Consider the following 13082-nt stretch of genomic DNA (forward strand, 5'->3'; position numbering starts at 1 on the left):
CCGCCTTTGTCGCCATCGCAACGGTACTTCCAGCGCATCGCACTGCGGCGGGTGGCGTCGGCGCTGGTTGACCCGTCCACGGAAGCCTCAACCGGGTTGCCCTGCGCATCGGCAACGACGCGCAGGCTCACATCGTGAGCCTGCTGGACCGCATGGGGGTATGTTGTCCGACCCACCAGGGCCGGGAGCGCCTGCTGGGACTCAGGAGCCACGTGGCACTGTGCCGCGGCCATTGCCGGCAACGGCGTCAGGCAGGCGAGCAGAAGCGCCGCAACGGGCGCATGGCGAAGCAGCTGCATCATCTCGGCATCCTTGTCGGTCCGTGTTCCAATCCAGCGTGCTCCAATCCAGTCAGCGCGCCACCTTCAGCGCGCCAACAGGTCCCGCGCATTCTGTCCTGCTTCGCAATGCACGAACAGCACCGGCAGCCCGTGCGCTTCCAGCACGGCAGCCATCTGCCGCTGACGCATCAGGTACTGCTCGTAGATGCCCTGCAGGCGGTCGCAGTTGCCCTTGTCGTGGCTGTAGTAGCTGCACCAGCCGGCCGGATCGAACAGTGCCATACGCACTTCGCCGTCAGCGTATCGAAGCAGCGGTTCCGGCGCTCTGTCCAGCCACTGCTCAGACTGCGGCGCCATCAGCGCCGTTTCTATCAGCGGCCACAACTCGGCCAGGCCCTGGTTGTCGTATTGCATCGACATCATCGCGGCCAGGTCGTTCACCGTGAAATACCGGGCGTGCTCGATCTGCGCGCCGAAGGCGTTCTGCGCCTGCAGGGCGGTATCGGCCTGGGCCATGCCCTGGGCCAGCAACACCTCTTCCAGTGCTTCGGCTACGGCGGTGGTCTGGGTTACGTCGGTGCCCGTCAGCAGGAACGGCACCACGCGCAGGCCACCGCCGGTGAGGCTCGCATCGGCCTGGAACGGCAGCGGCACTTCGCCGTCGGCACCGGCGCCGAACGCCAGCAGGCGCGGGCCTTCGTTGCGGCCGGGCGCACGCATCTGCAGTTCTTCCAGGCGGCGGTGGATCGGCCAGCCGGGGCGCAGGACTTCGGCGGGGTCGAAATGGGCGCCGGCGAACACGAAATCGAGTCCGCTCACGCCGGGTACCAGCTTGGCCAGGTCGCGGCCAACGCGGTCGGCCAGTTCGCCCGCCTGCGCGGATGTCAGGGCCGCGTGGCGGGGGGCGTCTCCTCCGGCCAGTTCCAATGCCAGTACGCCAAGGGCATTCATGCCGGGGTCGGGTTTGCTCATGGGTTCACAGTTGGCCCATCACAGGGCGGCAGCTACACTTGGCCCCATTATGCCTGCTCCTTCGTGCAGGCCATGTTGCAGACACCCCTCCCATGCCAGGTATCTCCATGCCCAACGCTCGTCCCGTCGCCATTCTCGGTGGCGTCCGCATCCCGTTCTGCCGCCAGAACACCGCCTATTCGGACGTTGGCAACCTGGGCATGTCGGTACGTACGCTTGGTGCGCTGGTGGAACGGTTCGGCCTGCACGGGCAGCAGCTGGGCGAAGTGGCGATGGGCGCGGTGATCAAGCATTCCAGCGACTGGAACCTGGGCCGCGAAGCCACGCTGTCCTCGGGCCTGTCCCCGCTCACCCCGGGCATCACCATGCAGCGCGCCTGCGGCACCTCGCTGGACACGATCATTGCGGTGGCCAACAAGATCGCGCTGGGCCAGATCGAATCGGGCATCGGCGGCGGTTCGGACACCACCTCCGACGTGCCGATCGTGTACGGCAAGAAGCTGCGCGCGCGCCTGCTGGCCGCCAACCGCGCCAAGACCACCGGCGACAAGATCAAGGCGATCGTGCGCGGCTTCAAGCTGGGCGAACTGAAGCCGGAATTCCCGGGCGTGGCCGAACCGCGCACCGGCAAGAGCATGGGCGACCACTGCGAAGACATGGCCAAGGAGTGGAACATCTCCCGCGATTCGCAGGACGAGTGGGCGGTGTCCTCGCACAAGAAGCTGGCCGCGGCCTATGAGCGCGGTTTCTTCAATGACCTGATCGCGCCGTTCCGCGGCGTGGAGCGCGACAACATCCTGCGCGCGGATACCTCGCTGGAAAAGCTCGCCACGCTGAAGCCGGCCTTCGACAAGGTCTCCGGCCGCGGCACGCTGACCGCGGCGAACTCCACCCCGCTCACCGATGGTGCGTCGGCGGTGCTGCTGGCCAGCGAGGAATGGGCGCGCGCGCATGGCCACGAACCGCTGGCCTACCTGCGCGATTCGCAGGTGGCCGCCGTTGATTTCGTGCACGGCGAAGGCCTGCTGATGGCGCCTACCATCGCGGTGCCGGAAATGCTCAAGCGCAATGGCCTGACCCTGCAGGATTTCGACATCTACGAAATCCATGAAGCCTTCGCCGCGCAGGTGCTGTGCACCCTGCGTGCGTGGGAAAGCGAAGACTACTGCCGCAACCGCCTGGGCCTGGATGCGCCGCTGGGCAGGATCGACCCGGCCAAGATCAACCCGTTGGGGTCGTCGCTGGCCACCGGCCATCCGTTTGCGGCTACCGGTGCACGCGTGATCGCCACGGCGGCCAAGCAGCTGGCCGAACGCGGCGGTGGCCGCGCGCTGGTCTCGATCTGCACCGCCGGCGGCATGGGCGTGGTGGCGATCGTCGAGCGCTGAGTTGTTCGCATCGCGCAAAAAAAAAGGCCGCCCGGTTGGGCGGCCTTTTTTGTTGGGGACGGCGTCAGCGGATCGGGTTGCCGTATTCATCGCGCTCGTCGCGATGGATGTCGCGCACCGGCAGCGGTTCGCTCATCAAGGATTGTTCTTCGACCGTGGCGCGTTCGGGCACTACGGCCGCCAGTGGGGCGACCGGGCGCGCGAGCACCACGCTGTCTTCCCCGCGCTGCTGGCGCAGGGCGTTGATGTAGCACTGCGCAGCCAAGGCGGGTTCGCCGCGTGCGGTGAAGACCTCACCCAGCGCTTCCCAGGCGGGGGAGCCGGCGCCGGCGGCAATGGCGCGGTGCAGGTAATCCTCGGCCTGGACGTGCTCACCCTGGCGCGCGGCGATGCGGCCCAGCGCCAGCAGCAGGGCCGGGCTGGACGGCTGCTGGCCCAGCCAGCGCTGCAGGTTGGCCTGGCGGGTGGCCAGCTTCTCCACCGGCATCTGACCGTACAGCGTCACCAGCGATTCGTCCCAGCGCGTATCCAGCGCCTGTTCCAGGTTGAGCAGGGCCGGCTCATCCCAATCCAGCGCCACGGCGCGCAGCGCGTAGGCCGACACCACATCGGGGTCGCTGCGCAGGGCCTTCGGGGTGGCTTCCCACTGCGCGGCCAGCGCATTCACATCGCCGGCCTCCAGCAGCGACTGCGCGGCCAGGCGCACTTCCAGTTCGGCCACGGCCTCATCGGGCAGCACCTTCTGCTTGCGCAGCGCGCCCAGCTGGCCGTAGGCCTCGTGCGCGCGGTCGGCACGTGCCAACGCTTCGGTGCGCAGCCACAGGCCGCGCGGCGGCAGCGGCTGGATGCCCGGGGCATCCAGCGCGTTGATCGCATCCACCGGGCGCTCCTGCTGCAGCAGGCGTTCGGCCTGCATCAGCGCGTAGGCGGTGGCATCAGTGGTGGACAGGCGCTGCAGGTACTGGTCCACCGCAGCCTGGTCCCCACGCGCTTCGGCGCTGCGGATGGCGGTCACGTAGGCCACCGCGCTCACTTCTTCGTCTTCGGCGGCGGTGCCCAGCAGCTTCTCGGCGCGCTGCCAGTGGCCGTACTCATGCGCCTGCATGCCTTCGATCAGGCGGGCGCGGCCCTGCTTGCGGCGGTAGCGGCCCCAGGCACGGAACGGCGAGGCCACCAGGCTCCACAGCAGCCACAGCACCAGCAGGCCCACCAGCACCATCAGTGCCACCTGCGGCACGGTGGAGCGGTAATCGTTGCCGCCGGCACGGTAGATCACCTCGCCGTACTGGCGCAGCGATTCGGTGCCCAGCCATTGCGCGGCCACCACGCCCAGCACCACGGCCAGCAACAGCACCACCACGGATTGAATCGGCTTCATGTATCAACTCCCATCGCGCATGGCGCGCAGTTGCTGCAGGGTGCTGCCCAGTTCGGGCAGCGGCGGGCGTAGCACTTGGGTGCGCAACTGCTGCAGTTCACCACGACGCTCGCGCAGGCCGGGTGAATCCGGCCACAGCCGCGGCATCCACAGCGCCACCCGGTCCAATGCCTGTTCGAAACCGGCCTGGTCGCCGCGTTCAACCGCGGCACGGGCCAGGGTCAGCTCCAGCTGCAGCGAATCCCACGCGGCGGTGCGCTCGGCGCGGGTCAGGGGGCCCTGCACTGCGGTGGGGGTGATGGTCACGAACGGGGCGAGCACGTGGTGCCACCACGGCGGTGCGGCGGTGTCGGTCGCCGGAGCGATCTGTTCGGGCAGCGCCAGCAGCGACTGCGAGAAGGTGCCAAGGCGCTGGTTGATGCCGGCGCGCACGCCCGGACCGAGGGAATCGACCGCGTTGCGTTCCTGCATCAGGGCCTGGCGCAGGTTGAGGAACTCGGTGCCCTGGACGTCTTCCAGCGCCGTGGCCGCCAAGGCGTACAGGCGCTTGGCGCCCTCCACGTCATCGGCGAACGCCAGGCGCTGGCCGGCCTGGCTGAGCAGCAGTTCGGCCTCTTCCAGCTGCAGCGCCTGGGCGTTGTGGCGGGTGCTGTCGGCCAGCCGTGCCAGGTTCTCTTCCAGCAGGGCATTGCGCTGGCTCAGGCCCAGCATTTCATCGCGCAGCACCCGGTTGGTGGCGGCCGCATCCTGCACCCGCTGCGAGGTGGAGCGCTGGTCGCGGCGCAGCGCTTCCACGCTGCCGGCCAGGCCCTGCACGAGCACGGCGGCATCGGCCTCGCGCTGCGCGACACGCGCCTGCTGCGCCTGCCATTGGGTCCAGCCCCACGCGGCGCCACCGGCCACCACCGCAAGCGCGGCAAGCGGCACGATCCAGCGCAATGGTCGGTGGGGCGGGGGCGGAACCATGTCGTTCATGCAGGCATCCTTGTCGACCGCGCCGGTGCATTCACGAGCTGGCGATCGACGAAGTGCACAGCATCGCTCGCCGCCCGCAGGCCCTGCAAGGCCGCAAACGACCCCTGTTCAGGAAGTTGCTGCGGTGGTGACAGCCGCGTGTGCGGCCTGTGCCAGCTGCGCCGGCAGCGGTCCGGCAGCGAGGGTGACCCGGGTGAATCCGGCGTCCGTCGCCAGAGCGGCCAACCGCTCGCTGGCGGCCACCACATGCGCCTGGCGAAGCTGCGCCAGCAGGTCCGCCGGCAGCTGTTGGCTGAGCAGCGCCAGGGCCTCGGCACTGCTCAGCGCCAGCACCCACGGCCCGGCCTGGTGGCGCAGCCGCTGCAGTTGCCGGGGCGGCAGGCGCAGCGCTCTGCGCTGGTAAACATCCACCCGCTGCAACGTCGCGCCACGTTCCTGCAGCGTACTGGCGATGATGCCGCGCCCGCCGGGGGCGGTAACCAGCGCCGCGCGCAGGCCCTGCAGCTGGGCCAGCGCCGGCAGGTCGAGCAGGCCTTCGCTGTCCATCCGGGTGGGAGCCACCACGTTGTCAACGCCATGCCCGCGCAGCGCAGCGGCAGTGCCGGCGCCTACCGCCAGCCAGGTGCCGGCGTGCGGGGCCTGCAGCGGCTGCAGCCGCGCGGCGGCATGCACCGCCGCCGGGCTGCTGAACACCACGCGGTCCGCGCCCAGCGCATGGGCCAGGGCCGCGCGGGTGCCCGCATCGTGGCGGGCCACCAGGGCCCACGGCGACAAGCCGATCACCTGCGCGCCCAGCGCTTCGGCCGCGCGCCGCAGCGGTGCGTGCTGGCCGCGCGGGCGCAGCGACACCAGGGTCCAATCCGGCACATGTGCGTGGCTGTTCATTGCGGGCATTATGCGAGGCCTTCGTTGCAACGTCGCCGTACTGATGTCTGAACAAGATTCCCTCCCTGCGCACCTGGCCGCACTGCAGCAGGTGCTGGAGCGCATGCCGCCGGTAGCGGCCATGCAGATCCGCGTGGATGCCTATGCCGATGGCGTGCTCGCCCTGCGCGCGCCGCTGGCCGCCAACGTCAATGACAAGGGCAACGCCTTCGGCGGCAGCCTGTCCTCGGCGCTGACCCTGTCCGGCTGGGCGCTGGTCACCCTGCGCCTGCGTCTGGCCGGCTTCGATGCCGATGTCTACGTGGCCGACAGCCACGTGCGCTACCTGGCCCCGGTCTATGAGGACCTGCTGGCCCAGGCGCAGGCGGCCGACGATGCGGACTGGGACGCCTTCCTGGCCACCTTCGCCCAGCGCGGCAAGGCCCGCATCGAGGTGGTGGCCCGCCAGCCCGGCGAGGCCGGCAAGCCCGCAGCTGAACTGACCGGACGTTTCGTTGCCTTCGCAAGGCGGTAGGATGGGCGCCTTGCCGATTGGGGAATTCGCATGCGTCGCACCATTCAGATCCTGCTGCTGGCCTTGCTGGCCCTGACTTCCGTGTCGGCATTCGCCGGCGAGCAGAAAACCACCAAGAAGCAGCGCAAGCAGCTCGAGGAAACCCAGGTCAAGTACGACTCGACCATGCGCTGGGGCACCGTGGAAGACATGCTGCCGTACCTGGACCCGGCCTACGCCAAGGAGCACCCGCTGACCGACCTGGAACTGCGCAGGTTCGAGCAGGTGAAGATCTCCAGCTACCGCGCCGGCGACAACGTGCCGCTGCCCGACGGCCGGATCGGCCGCAATGCCGAGGTCCGGGTGATCAATATCAACACCCAGTCCGAACGTTCGGTGCGGGTCAAGGAAATCTGGCGCTGGGATGCCGAGGGCAAGCGCTGGCTGCAGGCCAGTGGGCTGCCGGACCTGTGGCAGGAATCCTGAGCTGGCCCAGGGCTGGACGCCGGTTCGCCCGCATGTGCGACAATCGGCGCCCGCTAATCGACCCGTGATCTAAGTGAATTACGAAGAGTTGCTGGCCTTTGCCGGCCGAAACCCGATGTTGTCGATGGCCTTCGTGGGCCTGACCGTCGCCATCCTCGTCACCGAGGTGCGCCGCCTGCTGCGCGGCTACAAGTCGATCAAGCCGGCCGAGCTGACCCAGCTGATCAATGCTGGCGGCGCGGTCGTGGTCGACCTGTCGGCGGGCACCGATTTCGAGAAGGGCCATATTGCCGGCAGCCGCAACGTGCAGCCTGCCCAGTTCGGGCCGGAGCACAAGCTGGTGGCCAACGCCAAGCAGCGCCCGGTGGTGCTGGTGTGCCGCACCGGCACCGCCTCTGAAACCGCCGCAAAGGCCTTGAAGAAGGCCGGTTTCGAGCAGGTGCACGTCCTCGACGGCGGCCTGCCCGCCTGGCAGCAGGCCGAGCTGCCGCTGGTCAAGGGCCGTAACTGATTTTGCCCGGATTGCGCGGCATGCCTTGTGCGCGCCGCCACACGCCCCCATCGCAGGGCATGTAACAATCCGTTTTTACTGCATTCATTCTGGAGCAACAGGAAATGTCCGAAGCGAACACCAACGGCGCCATCGCGCCGGCCGACGCCGCCACCGGCCCCGCGTTCACCGTCGAAAAGATCTACGTCAAGGACGTTTCCTTCGAATCGCCCAACGCCCCGGCCGTGTTCAACGAAGCCGTGCAGCCGGAGCTGCAGCTCAACCTGAACCAGCGCGTGCAGCGCCTGGGTGAGAGCGCCTTCGAAGTAGTGCTGGCCGTGACCCTGACCTGCAAGGCCGGCGACAAGACCGCCTACGTGGCCGAAGTGCAGCAGGCTGGCGTGTTCGGCCTGGTCGGCCTGGACCCGCAGTCGATCGACGTGCTGCTGGGCACCCAATGCCCGAACATCCTGTTCCCGTACGTGCGTTCGCTGGTGAGCGAGCTGATCCAGGCCGGCGGCTTCCCGCCGTTCTTCCTGCAGCCGATCAACTTCGAAGGCCTGTACGCCGAAACCCTGCGCCAGCGCCAGGAACAGGGCGAAACCTCGCTCGCCGATTCCGAGCCGGCCGGCAACGCCTGATCGGCGCTGCAGCAATGAGCAACAACGCAGACAAGGTCGCCGTTCTCGGCGCCGGCTCCTGGGGCACCGCCCTGGCCAGCCTGCTCGCACGGCACGGTCGCCAGACCGTGCTGTGGGGCCGCGACGCGGCGATGGTCGAGGCCATCGACCAACGCCACGAGAACACCCGCTACCTGCCGGGTATTCCGTTGCCGGAATCCCTGCGCGCCACTACGGATCTGGCTGCGGCCGTCAAGGACGCCACCTGGATCCTGGTGGTGGTGCCGTCGCACGCGTTCGGTGAAACCGTGCGCGCGCTGGCGCCGCTGCGTCCGGCGGCTGCCGGCGTGGCCTGGGCCACCAAGGGCTTCGAACCCGGCTCCGGGCGTTTCCTGCATGAAGTGGCGCGCGAGGTCCTCGGGCCGGAAGTGCCGCTGGCGGTGGTTACCGGCCCGTCGTTCGCCAAGGAAGTCACGCTGGGCCTGCCCACCGCGATTACCGTGCACGGCGACGATGCCGAGTTCGCCCAGCAGGTGGCCGAAGCCATGCATGGCCCGGCGTTCCGCGCCTATACCGGCGATGACATGGTCGGTGCCGAACTCGGTGGCGCCATGAAGAACGTGCTGGCCGTGGCCACCGGTGTGGCCGATGGCATGCAGCTGGGCCTCAACGCCCGTGCCGGCCTGATTACCCGCGGCCTCAACGAAATGCTGCGTCTGGCCGCCGCGATTGGCGCCAAGCCGGAGACCCTGATGGGCCTGGCTGGCTTGGGTGACCTGGTGCTGACCTGCACCGGCGATCTCTCGCGCAACCGTCGCCTGGGCTTGGCGCTGGGGCGTGGGCAGTCACTGCAGGACGCGATCCGCGAAATCGGCCAGGTGGTGGAATCGGTGCAGACCGCCGACGAAGTCATGCGCCAGGCGCGTCGCCACGGCATCGACCTGCCGATCTCCGACCGGGTCCGCGCCGTGCTGCACGGCGAGCAGACCCCGGAAGAGGGCCTGCGCGCGCTGTTGGCCCGCGAACAGAAACCGGAGTATCCGGACACGCTGTTCAAATGATCAGGAAAAACCCCGGCATTGCCGGGGTTTTTTTACCCCGCCCGGATGCCCAGAACGCGAAAACCCAGCTTTCGCTGGGTTTCCGCGTGGCACCCCGACGAGGTAGGCGCCATATAAGTGAAGCCCGGCCTACTAAGCCGGGCTTCATGGCGTGAGGGAGAGAGAGATCACGCCATCCAACAACGTACCGTGCAGCTACAGGCTTACCAGGTGAAGCGCGGGCCGACGAACCATTCCTTGTCGCCACCCTTGGCCAGCTTCACTTGGCCGCTCAGGCCCCAGTTCTGGTTGAACTTGGCCTGCGCGCCCACCAGACCGTAGAACTCGCCGTCCGGGTTGATGCCATGCTTCTTGCTGAAGTCTTCGTAGCCGGCCATCGCGTAGCCTTCGATCATCGGGGTGAACGCGGTGCGCACGCCCACTTCGGTGGCGTAGCCGTTGAAATCCAGGCCTTCCTTCGGATCGAACTTCTGGTAGGCGACGCGGGCCACCAGGTCGGTGGTCGGTGCAATGCCGTAGTTGTAGCCCAGGCCCACGCGCCACTGGTCAACATCAACGTTGCCGCGGTCGGTTTCCTGCGAGTTGTAATCGCCAAAGACATGGAAGTTCGGCGCAATGGCGGCCGAGCCCTTCACCGCCCAACCGTCGGCGGAGCCGCCCTTGGTATCGGTGTTCACGTAGCCGCCTTCCACGTAGTTGTACGACAGGCCATCGGCAGCCGAAGCAGCGAACGGCAGGGCAGCAATCAGGCCCAAGGCAAGCAGGGAGGTCTTCATCATCGGGAACACACCTTTTTATTATTTGGTTTTGCCGACCGTCCCCCTTGGGGAGGGGAGAGAGAAGGACGGTCGACAGGTGTGAATTATCCGTTAGGCGCTCTAATCAACCCTGAATATTGAACTGACCGGTACATGAATGAAGGGCGTGTTCAGGGAACTTGGTGGAAGGACTCACCGGCGTCCAGAACGACGTCTGCCAGAGGCTGTTCCAGGTCAAAGCAACGCGCTTGCAGCGGAAGCCAGCGCATGTCTCTCGATGCTGGCGGCGAACAACGGGGTCTCGCGGCTGTTGTGGTTGCCACCATCGCGCTGGCGGGCGTCGGCCGCGTCTTCGAACGGCGTGCCGTGTTCGGCGATGAAGTCCAGGAATTCCTGCGTGGGGTGGGCCACGACGCTGTTGGTGTATTCGCAGGTGTTCTCGTCGATCTTCTTCACGCTGAGCGTCCAGATCACCTGCACCCGCGTGCGACCGTTGGGCGTGAACGCGTCCGACGTGGATACCATGCGGCACAGGCTTGGCCTGGCAGTTTCGGCCACGTAGTGCTGGACCATCAGCGTCTTGCCGATCATCTCGACATTGATGGACATGCGCGTGCCATCGTCGGTGCGGGTCGAGCCAGCGGAGATATGGTCGGGCGGGCAGCAGCGCTGATACTCCGCTTCGGGCAGGTTGAACAGCCAGTCCGCGATGTCCACCTTCTCGATCGGCGCGTTGATGATCGCGGTGTAGGCGGAGGCGGACAGCAGCTTGTCGGTGATGATGATGTCGGACATGGTGGACTCCTTGGGTGAGGCCCCACTATCGATCCGGCACCGGGTGGCGCACAGCCATCTCTTGGTATGCACGGTTGGACCGGCGCGGACACCAGGCTGCATACCAAGGTTTTAGAACGCTGCCAGCCGCACGCCGTCCACGCTCGCAATGGCATCCAGGCGCACCACGCGTCCGTCGTCCAGGTGCATGTACTCGGCGCCCTCCTTCGCACGCAGGTCGGTGATCCGCGCCAGCGCCGTGCATTCCTCTCCAGCCGCGTCCACGTACACGATGGTCACGCGGCGCTGGCCGGTGGCGGTGGCTTCCAGCACATCGTGGAACTCGCAGTTGATCGGGCGGTAGGTCGTGGTCATTGCCGTAGTCTCACGCATCAGGATGGAGGGAACACCTGGGTTGGCTGGCCGGAACCCGGCCAGCACGGACCGCTGGAATCAACGCAGTTTGACGCCGGGGAAATCGACCGGCACCGCAAAGGCGACGTTGACGTAGTTGGTGAACAGGTTCAACGCGACGTGGGCGAGGATTTCGACGATCGCTTCATCATTGAAGCCCACGTTCCGCAGCTGGGCGACATCGGCATCGTCGATCTGGCCACGGCCTTCCACCACGCGCAGCGCGAAGTGCAGCGCAGCAGCCGTCTTGGGATCATCGGACTCACCGCCCTGCGCAGCGCTCATTTCCTGGCTGCTGGCACCGGCCTTGCGGCCCAGTGCGGTGTGCGCGGCCAAGCAGTACTCGCAGGCGTTGCGGTTGGCGATGGCCACGGCAATCTTCTCGCCCAGCGCGGCCGGAATGATGCCGCCGCCCAGCGCGCCGAACGATCCCCACATGCTCTTCAGGGCAGCGGTGGAATTGGCAACGGCACGGAACATGTTGGGGGTGGCACCGAAGGCGGAATGGATCTGGCCGAGCAGGGCCTGGCGTTCGCCGGTGGTGTCGGCGGCGTTGATCAGCGGGATACGGGACATGGTGTGGATTCCTTTGAATGCCGGCGCGGGGTGGCCGGTTGATGGGCATAATAGGAACCCGGCCTGGACGTTTGGTGTCTGTATGTCGCTCATAGATGTCAATTCGTCCAGTCCTTCCATCGACCGTCTGACCCCGGTGCTGGAGCGGTTCCGGGTCCACGCCACGCTGTTCCATGCCGGCCCGCTGTGCGGGCACCAGCACTTCGACGCGCAGCCTGGCCGCGGCTTCCTGCACGTGCTGCGCCGGGGCGAAATGGACCTGCTGTATCGCGACGGCTCGCGCCTGGCACGCACCCATCTGAGCGAACCCACGCTGCTGCTGTTTCCGCGCGCGGTGCACCACGAGTTCATCAACCCGCCCGTGGACGGCTCGGACTTCACCTGCGCCACGCTCGATTTCGATGGTGGCGCCCGCAACCCGATCGTGCAGTCGCTGCCGGAAGCGATCGTGCTGCCACTGGGCGCCATTGACGGCCTGCAGGCGACGCTGGACCTGTTGTTCGCCGAATCGGACCAGTTGCGCTGCGGGTCGCGCCTGCTCGCCAACCGCCTGTTCGAGGTCGTGTTGATCCAGGTGCTGCGCTGGATCATCGACCACCCGGGCAAGGCGCAGGTGTCGCCCGGCATGATGATGGGCCTGTCCGACCCGCGCCTGGCCAAGGCACTGATGGCGGTGCACGCCGAACCCGATGCCGACTGGACCCTCGAACGCATGGCCGAACGCGCAGGCATGTCGCGCAGCGCATTCGCCGCTGCCTTCAAGACCGCCACCGGCACCACGCCGGCGGCGTATTCGCTGGACTGGAAACTCAACGTGGCCACCTCGCTGCTGCGCGCCGGTCGTCCGGTCAAGCAGGTAGCGCTGGAGCTCGGCTTCGCCGATGCGCCCACCTTTTCGCGCGCCTTCCGACGGCGCACCGGCGCCTCGCCGCGCGAGTGGTTGAACGCGCACGGTGAGGGTGGGTAGTCAGGCGGTTACTTGTCCAGAAACGCGACCAGCGCGGGGATCGTCTGCTCCGGGACCTCTTCCATCAGCCAATGGCCGGAGCCTCTGACGATCACGCTCTCGACGTCGGTATCGATCCGCCTGGCCTGGTCGATCAGGAAAGCAGGTGCGCGGTCATTGGCCGCGGTGGATGGGCCCGAAGGCTGGTCTTCATGCGTAGGCAACGAAACAGCGGATGGCTTCGGCACACGCCTGCGGATGCTGGTGCTGGGGCGCGTGGCCGGTACGCGGGAAGGTCAGCAGCTGCAGCGTCGGCAGGGCGTTGTTGAGCGCGTACCAGTTCTCGACCGGGAAGCTGACGTCATGGTCACCACCGATGTGCAGCACCGGGATGTCGGTATGTCTGAGCACCTCCAGCACCTGGGGTGCCGGAAACACCAGATTGCGCGGGCGGTCGCCCAGGGCGGCACGGGCGAAATCGATTGGCACCGGTACGCCGGTGGCACCCGGCCGCGACGCGATGCGCTCATGCGAGGCGCGCGCCGCTTCCTGGCTGGCCACCGACATCGGTTCGAAGAACAGGAT

At 67.4% G+C, this 13082-nt stretch carries 18 protein-coding genes; 7 read left to right on the forward strand and 11 right to left on the reverse strand.

All coding sequences use genetic code 11. From position 1 onward, the window contains the following. Positions 1 to 302 (reverse strand): hypothetical protein (locus KVS69_RS16770; protein WP_217539041.1); only part of this gene is annotated, 302 nt, incomplete at its 3' end. Positions 303 to 365: 63 nt separating this feature from the next. After that, a complete protein-coding gene (locus tag KVS69_RS16775; protein WP_217539042.1) occupies positions 366 to 1253 on the reverse strand; it encodes a hypothetical protein in 888 nt (295 codons plus the stop codon). Positions 1254 to 1345: 92 nt separating this feature from the next. Between KVS69_RS16775 and KVS69_RS16780 the strand changes: the two genes are divergently transcribed. Then, positions 1346 to 2641, forward strand: coding sequence for an acetyl-CoA C-acetyltransferase (locus tag KVS69_RS16780; protein WP_095362474.1), 1296 nt, complete (start codon positions 1346 to 1348; stop codon positions 2639 to 2641). 64 nt (positions 2642 to 2705) lie between these two features. Here KVS69_RS16780 and KVS69_RS16785 read toward each other — a convergent pair whose 3' ends face one another. From KVS69_RS16785 to KVS69_RS16795, 3 genes are all read right to left on the reverse strand, one after another. After that, positions 2706 to 4019, reverse strand: coding sequence for a heme biosynthesis HemY N-terminal domain-containing protein (locus KVS69_RS16785; RefSeq protein WP_217539043.1), 1314 nt, complete (start codon positions 4017 to 4019; stop codon positions 2706 to 2708). Positions 4020 to 4022: 3 nt separating this feature from the next. Further along, positions 4023 to 4994 carry a uroporphyrinogen-III C-methyltransferase gene (locus KVS69_RS16790; protein ID WP_217539046.1) on the reverse strand — a complete coding sequence of 324 codons (972 nt, stop codon included), beginning with the start codon at positions 4992 to 4994 and terminating at the stop codon, positions 4023 to 4025. Between the two features lie 108 nt (positions 4995 to 5102). Then, positions 5103 to 5879: a uroporphyrinogen-III synthase gene (locus KVS69_RS16795; RefSeq protein ID WP_217539048.1), complete on the reverse strand. Its 777-nt coding sequence runs from the start codon at positions 5877 to 5879 to the stop codon at positions 5103 to 5105. Between the two features lie 43 nt (positions 5880 to 5922). On the opposite strand from KVS69_RS16795, the gene KVS69_RS16800 reads away from it, so the two are divergent. From KVS69_RS16800 to KVS69_RS16820, 5 genes are all read left to right on the forward strand, one after another. After that, complete coding sequence (locus tag KVS69_RS16800) at positions 5923 to 6393, forward strand: YiiD C-terminal domain-containing protein (RefSeq protein ID WP_217539050.1); 471 nt, start codon at positions 5923 to 5925, stop codon at positions 6391 to 6393. A 30-nt stretch (positions 6394 to 6423) separates the two neighbouring features. Further along, positions 6424 to 6858, forward strand: coding sequence for a hypothetical protein (locus tag KVS69_RS16805; RefSeq protein ID WP_210132984.1), 435 nt, complete (start codon positions 6424 to 6426; stop codon positions 6856 to 6858). 73 nt (positions 6859 to 6931) lie between these two features. Next, positions 6932 to 7369 (forward strand): rhodanese-like domain-containing protein, encoded by a 438-nt coding sequence (locus KVS69_RS16810; RefSeq protein ID WP_184126254.1) that lies wholly within the window; start codon positions 6932 to 6934, stop codon positions 7367 to 7369. A 104-nt stretch (positions 7370 to 7473) separates the two neighbouring features. After that, the gene (secB, locus tag KVS69_RS16815; RefSeq protein ID WP_068848278.1) at positions 7474 to 7989 is read left to right on the forward strand and encodes a protein-export chaperone SecB; all 516 of its coding nucleotides are present in this window, start codon (positions 7474 to 7476) and stop codon (positions 7987 to 7989) included. A 14-nt stretch (positions 7990 to 8003) separates the two neighbouring features. After that, entirely contained in the window at positions 8004 to 9029 is a 1026-nt protein-coding gene (locus tag KVS69_RS16820; protein ID WP_210132985.1) for an NAD(P)H-dependent glycerol-3-phosphate dehydrogenase, read from the forward strand. A 203-nt stretch (positions 9030 to 9232) separates the two neighbouring features. Here KVS69_RS16820 and KVS69_RS16825 read toward each other — a convergent pair whose 3' ends face one another. The 4 genes from KVS69_RS16825 to KVS69_RS16840 form a co-directional block, all read right to left on the reverse strand. Beyond that, positions 9233 to 9805: an Ax21 family protein gene (locus KVS69_RS16825; protein ID WP_068854490.1), complete on the reverse strand. Its 573-nt coding sequence runs from the start codon at positions 9803 to 9805 to the stop codon at positions 9233 to 9235. A 216-nt stretch (positions 9806 to 10021) separates the two neighbouring features. Beyond that, the gene (locus tag KVS69_RS16830; protein WP_217539052.1) at positions 10022 to 10582 is read right to left on the reverse strand and encodes a hypothetical protein; all 561 of its coding nucleotides are present in this window, start codon (positions 10580 to 10582) and stop codon (positions 10022 to 10024) included. Positions 10583 to 10693: 111 nt separating this feature from the next. After that, positions 10694 to 10936: a hypothetical protein gene (locus KVS69_RS16835; protein WP_217539054.1), complete on the reverse strand. Its 243-nt coding sequence runs from the start codon at positions 10934 to 10936 to the stop codon at positions 10694 to 10696. A 78-nt stretch (positions 10937 to 11014) separates the two neighbouring features. Next, on the reverse strand, positions 11015 to 11551 hold the full coding sequence (locus KVS69_RS16840; protein WP_068848288.1) for a carboxymuconolactone decarboxylase family protein: 537 nt from the start codon (positions 11549 to 11551) through the stop codon (positions 11015 to 11017). 82 nt (positions 11552 to 11633) lie between these two features. On the opposite strand from KVS69_RS16840, the gene KVS69_RS16845 reads away from it, so the two are divergent. Then, the gene (locus KVS69_RS16845; protein ID WP_217539055.1) at positions 11634 to 12518 is read left to right on the forward strand and encodes an AraC family transcriptional regulator; all 885 of its coding nucleotides are present in this window, start codon (positions 11634 to 11636) and stop codon (positions 12516 to 12518) included. A gap of 8 nt (positions 12519 to 12526) precedes the next feature. On the opposite strand, the gene KVS69_RS16850 is transcribed toward KVS69_RS16845, so the two are convergent. Both KVS69_RS16850 and KVS69_RS16855 read right to left on the reverse strand, forming a co-directional pair. After that, the gene (locus KVS69_RS16850) at positions 12527 to 12721 is read right to left on the reverse strand and encodes an alpha/beta hydrolase (RefSeq protein ID WP_217539057.1); all 195 of its coding nucleotides are present in this window, start codon (positions 12719 to 12721) and stop codon (positions 12527 to 12529) included. Further along, positions 12708 to 13082, reverse strand: a 375-nt coding sequence (locus tag KVS69_RS16855) for an alpha/beta hydrolase (RefSeq protein WP_217539058.1), incomplete at its 5' end; no start/stop codon positions are given. The genes KVS69_RS16850 and KVS69_RS16855, both read right to left, overlap by 14 nt.

This window comes from Stenotrophomonas sp. GbtcB23 (assembly GCF_019091045.1).
Lineage (GTDB): Bacteria > Pseudomonadota > Gammaproteobacteria > Xanthomonadales > Xanthomonadaceae > Stenotrophomonas > Stenotrophomonas rhizophila_A.

What these genes read in the sequence shown, in the direction of transcription:
- KVS69_RS16845 (WP_217539055.1), top strand. Translation starts at nt 11,634, where the DNA reads ATGTCGCTCATAGATGTCAATTCGTCCAGTCCTTCCATCGACCGTCTG.
- KVS69_RS16800 (WP_217539050.1), top strand. Translation starts at nt 5,923, where the DNA reads ATGTCTGAACAAGATTCCCTCCCTGCGCACCTGGCCGCACTGCAGCAG.
- KVS69_RS16825 (WP_068854490.1), bottom strand. Translation starts at nt 9,805, where the DNA reads ATGAAGACCTCCCTGCTTGCCTTGGGCCTGATTGCTGCCCTGCCGTTC.
- KVS69_RS16840 (WP_068848288.1), bottom strand. Translation starts at nt 11,551, where the DNA reads ATGTCCCGTATCCCGCTGATCAACGCCGCCGACACCACCGGCGAACGC.
- KVS69_RS16820 (WP_210132985.1), top strand. Translation starts at nt 8,004, where the DNA reads ATGAGCAACAACGCAGACAAGGTCGCCGTTCTCGGCGCCGGCTCCTGG.
- secB (WP_068848278.1), top strand. Translation starts at nt 7,474, where the DNA reads ATGTCCGAAGCGAACACCAACGGCGCCATCGCGCCGGCCGACGCCGCC.
- KVS69_RS16835 (WP_217539054.1), bottom strand. Translation starts at nt 10,936, where the DNA reads ATGACCACGACCTACCGCCCGATCAACTGCGAGTTCCACGATGTGCTG.
- KVS69_RS16790 (WP_217539046.1), bottom strand. Translation starts at nt 4,994, where the DNA reads ATGAACGACATGGTTCCGCCCCCGCCCCACCGACCATTGCGCTGGATC.
- KVS69_RS16830 (WP_217539052.1), bottom strand. Translation starts at nt 10,582, where the DNA reads ATGTCCGACATCATCATCACCGACAAGCTGCTGTCCGCCTCCGCCTAC.
- KVS69_RS16785 (WP_217539043.1), bottom strand. Translation starts at nt 4,019, where the DNA reads ATGAAGCCGATTCAATCCGTGGTGGTGCTGTTGCTGGCCGTGGTGCTG.
- KVS69_RS16775 (WP_217539042.1), bottom strand. Translation starts at nt 1,253, where the DNA reads ATGAGCAAACCCGACCCCGGCATGAATGCCCTTGGCGTACTGGCATTG.
- KVS69_RS16805 (WP_210132984.1), top strand. Translation starts at nt 6,424, where the DNA reads ATGCGTCGCACCATTCAGATCCTGCTGCTGGCCTTGCTGGCCCTGACT.
- KVS69_RS16795 (WP_217539048.1), bottom strand. Translation starts at nt 5,879, where the DNA reads ATGAACAGCCACGCACATGTGCCGGATTGGACCCTGGTGTCGCTGCGC.
- KVS69_RS16780 (WP_095362474.1), top strand. Translation starts at nt 1,346, where the DNA reads ATGCCAGGTATCTCCATGCCCAACGCTCGTCCCGTCGCCATTCTCGGT.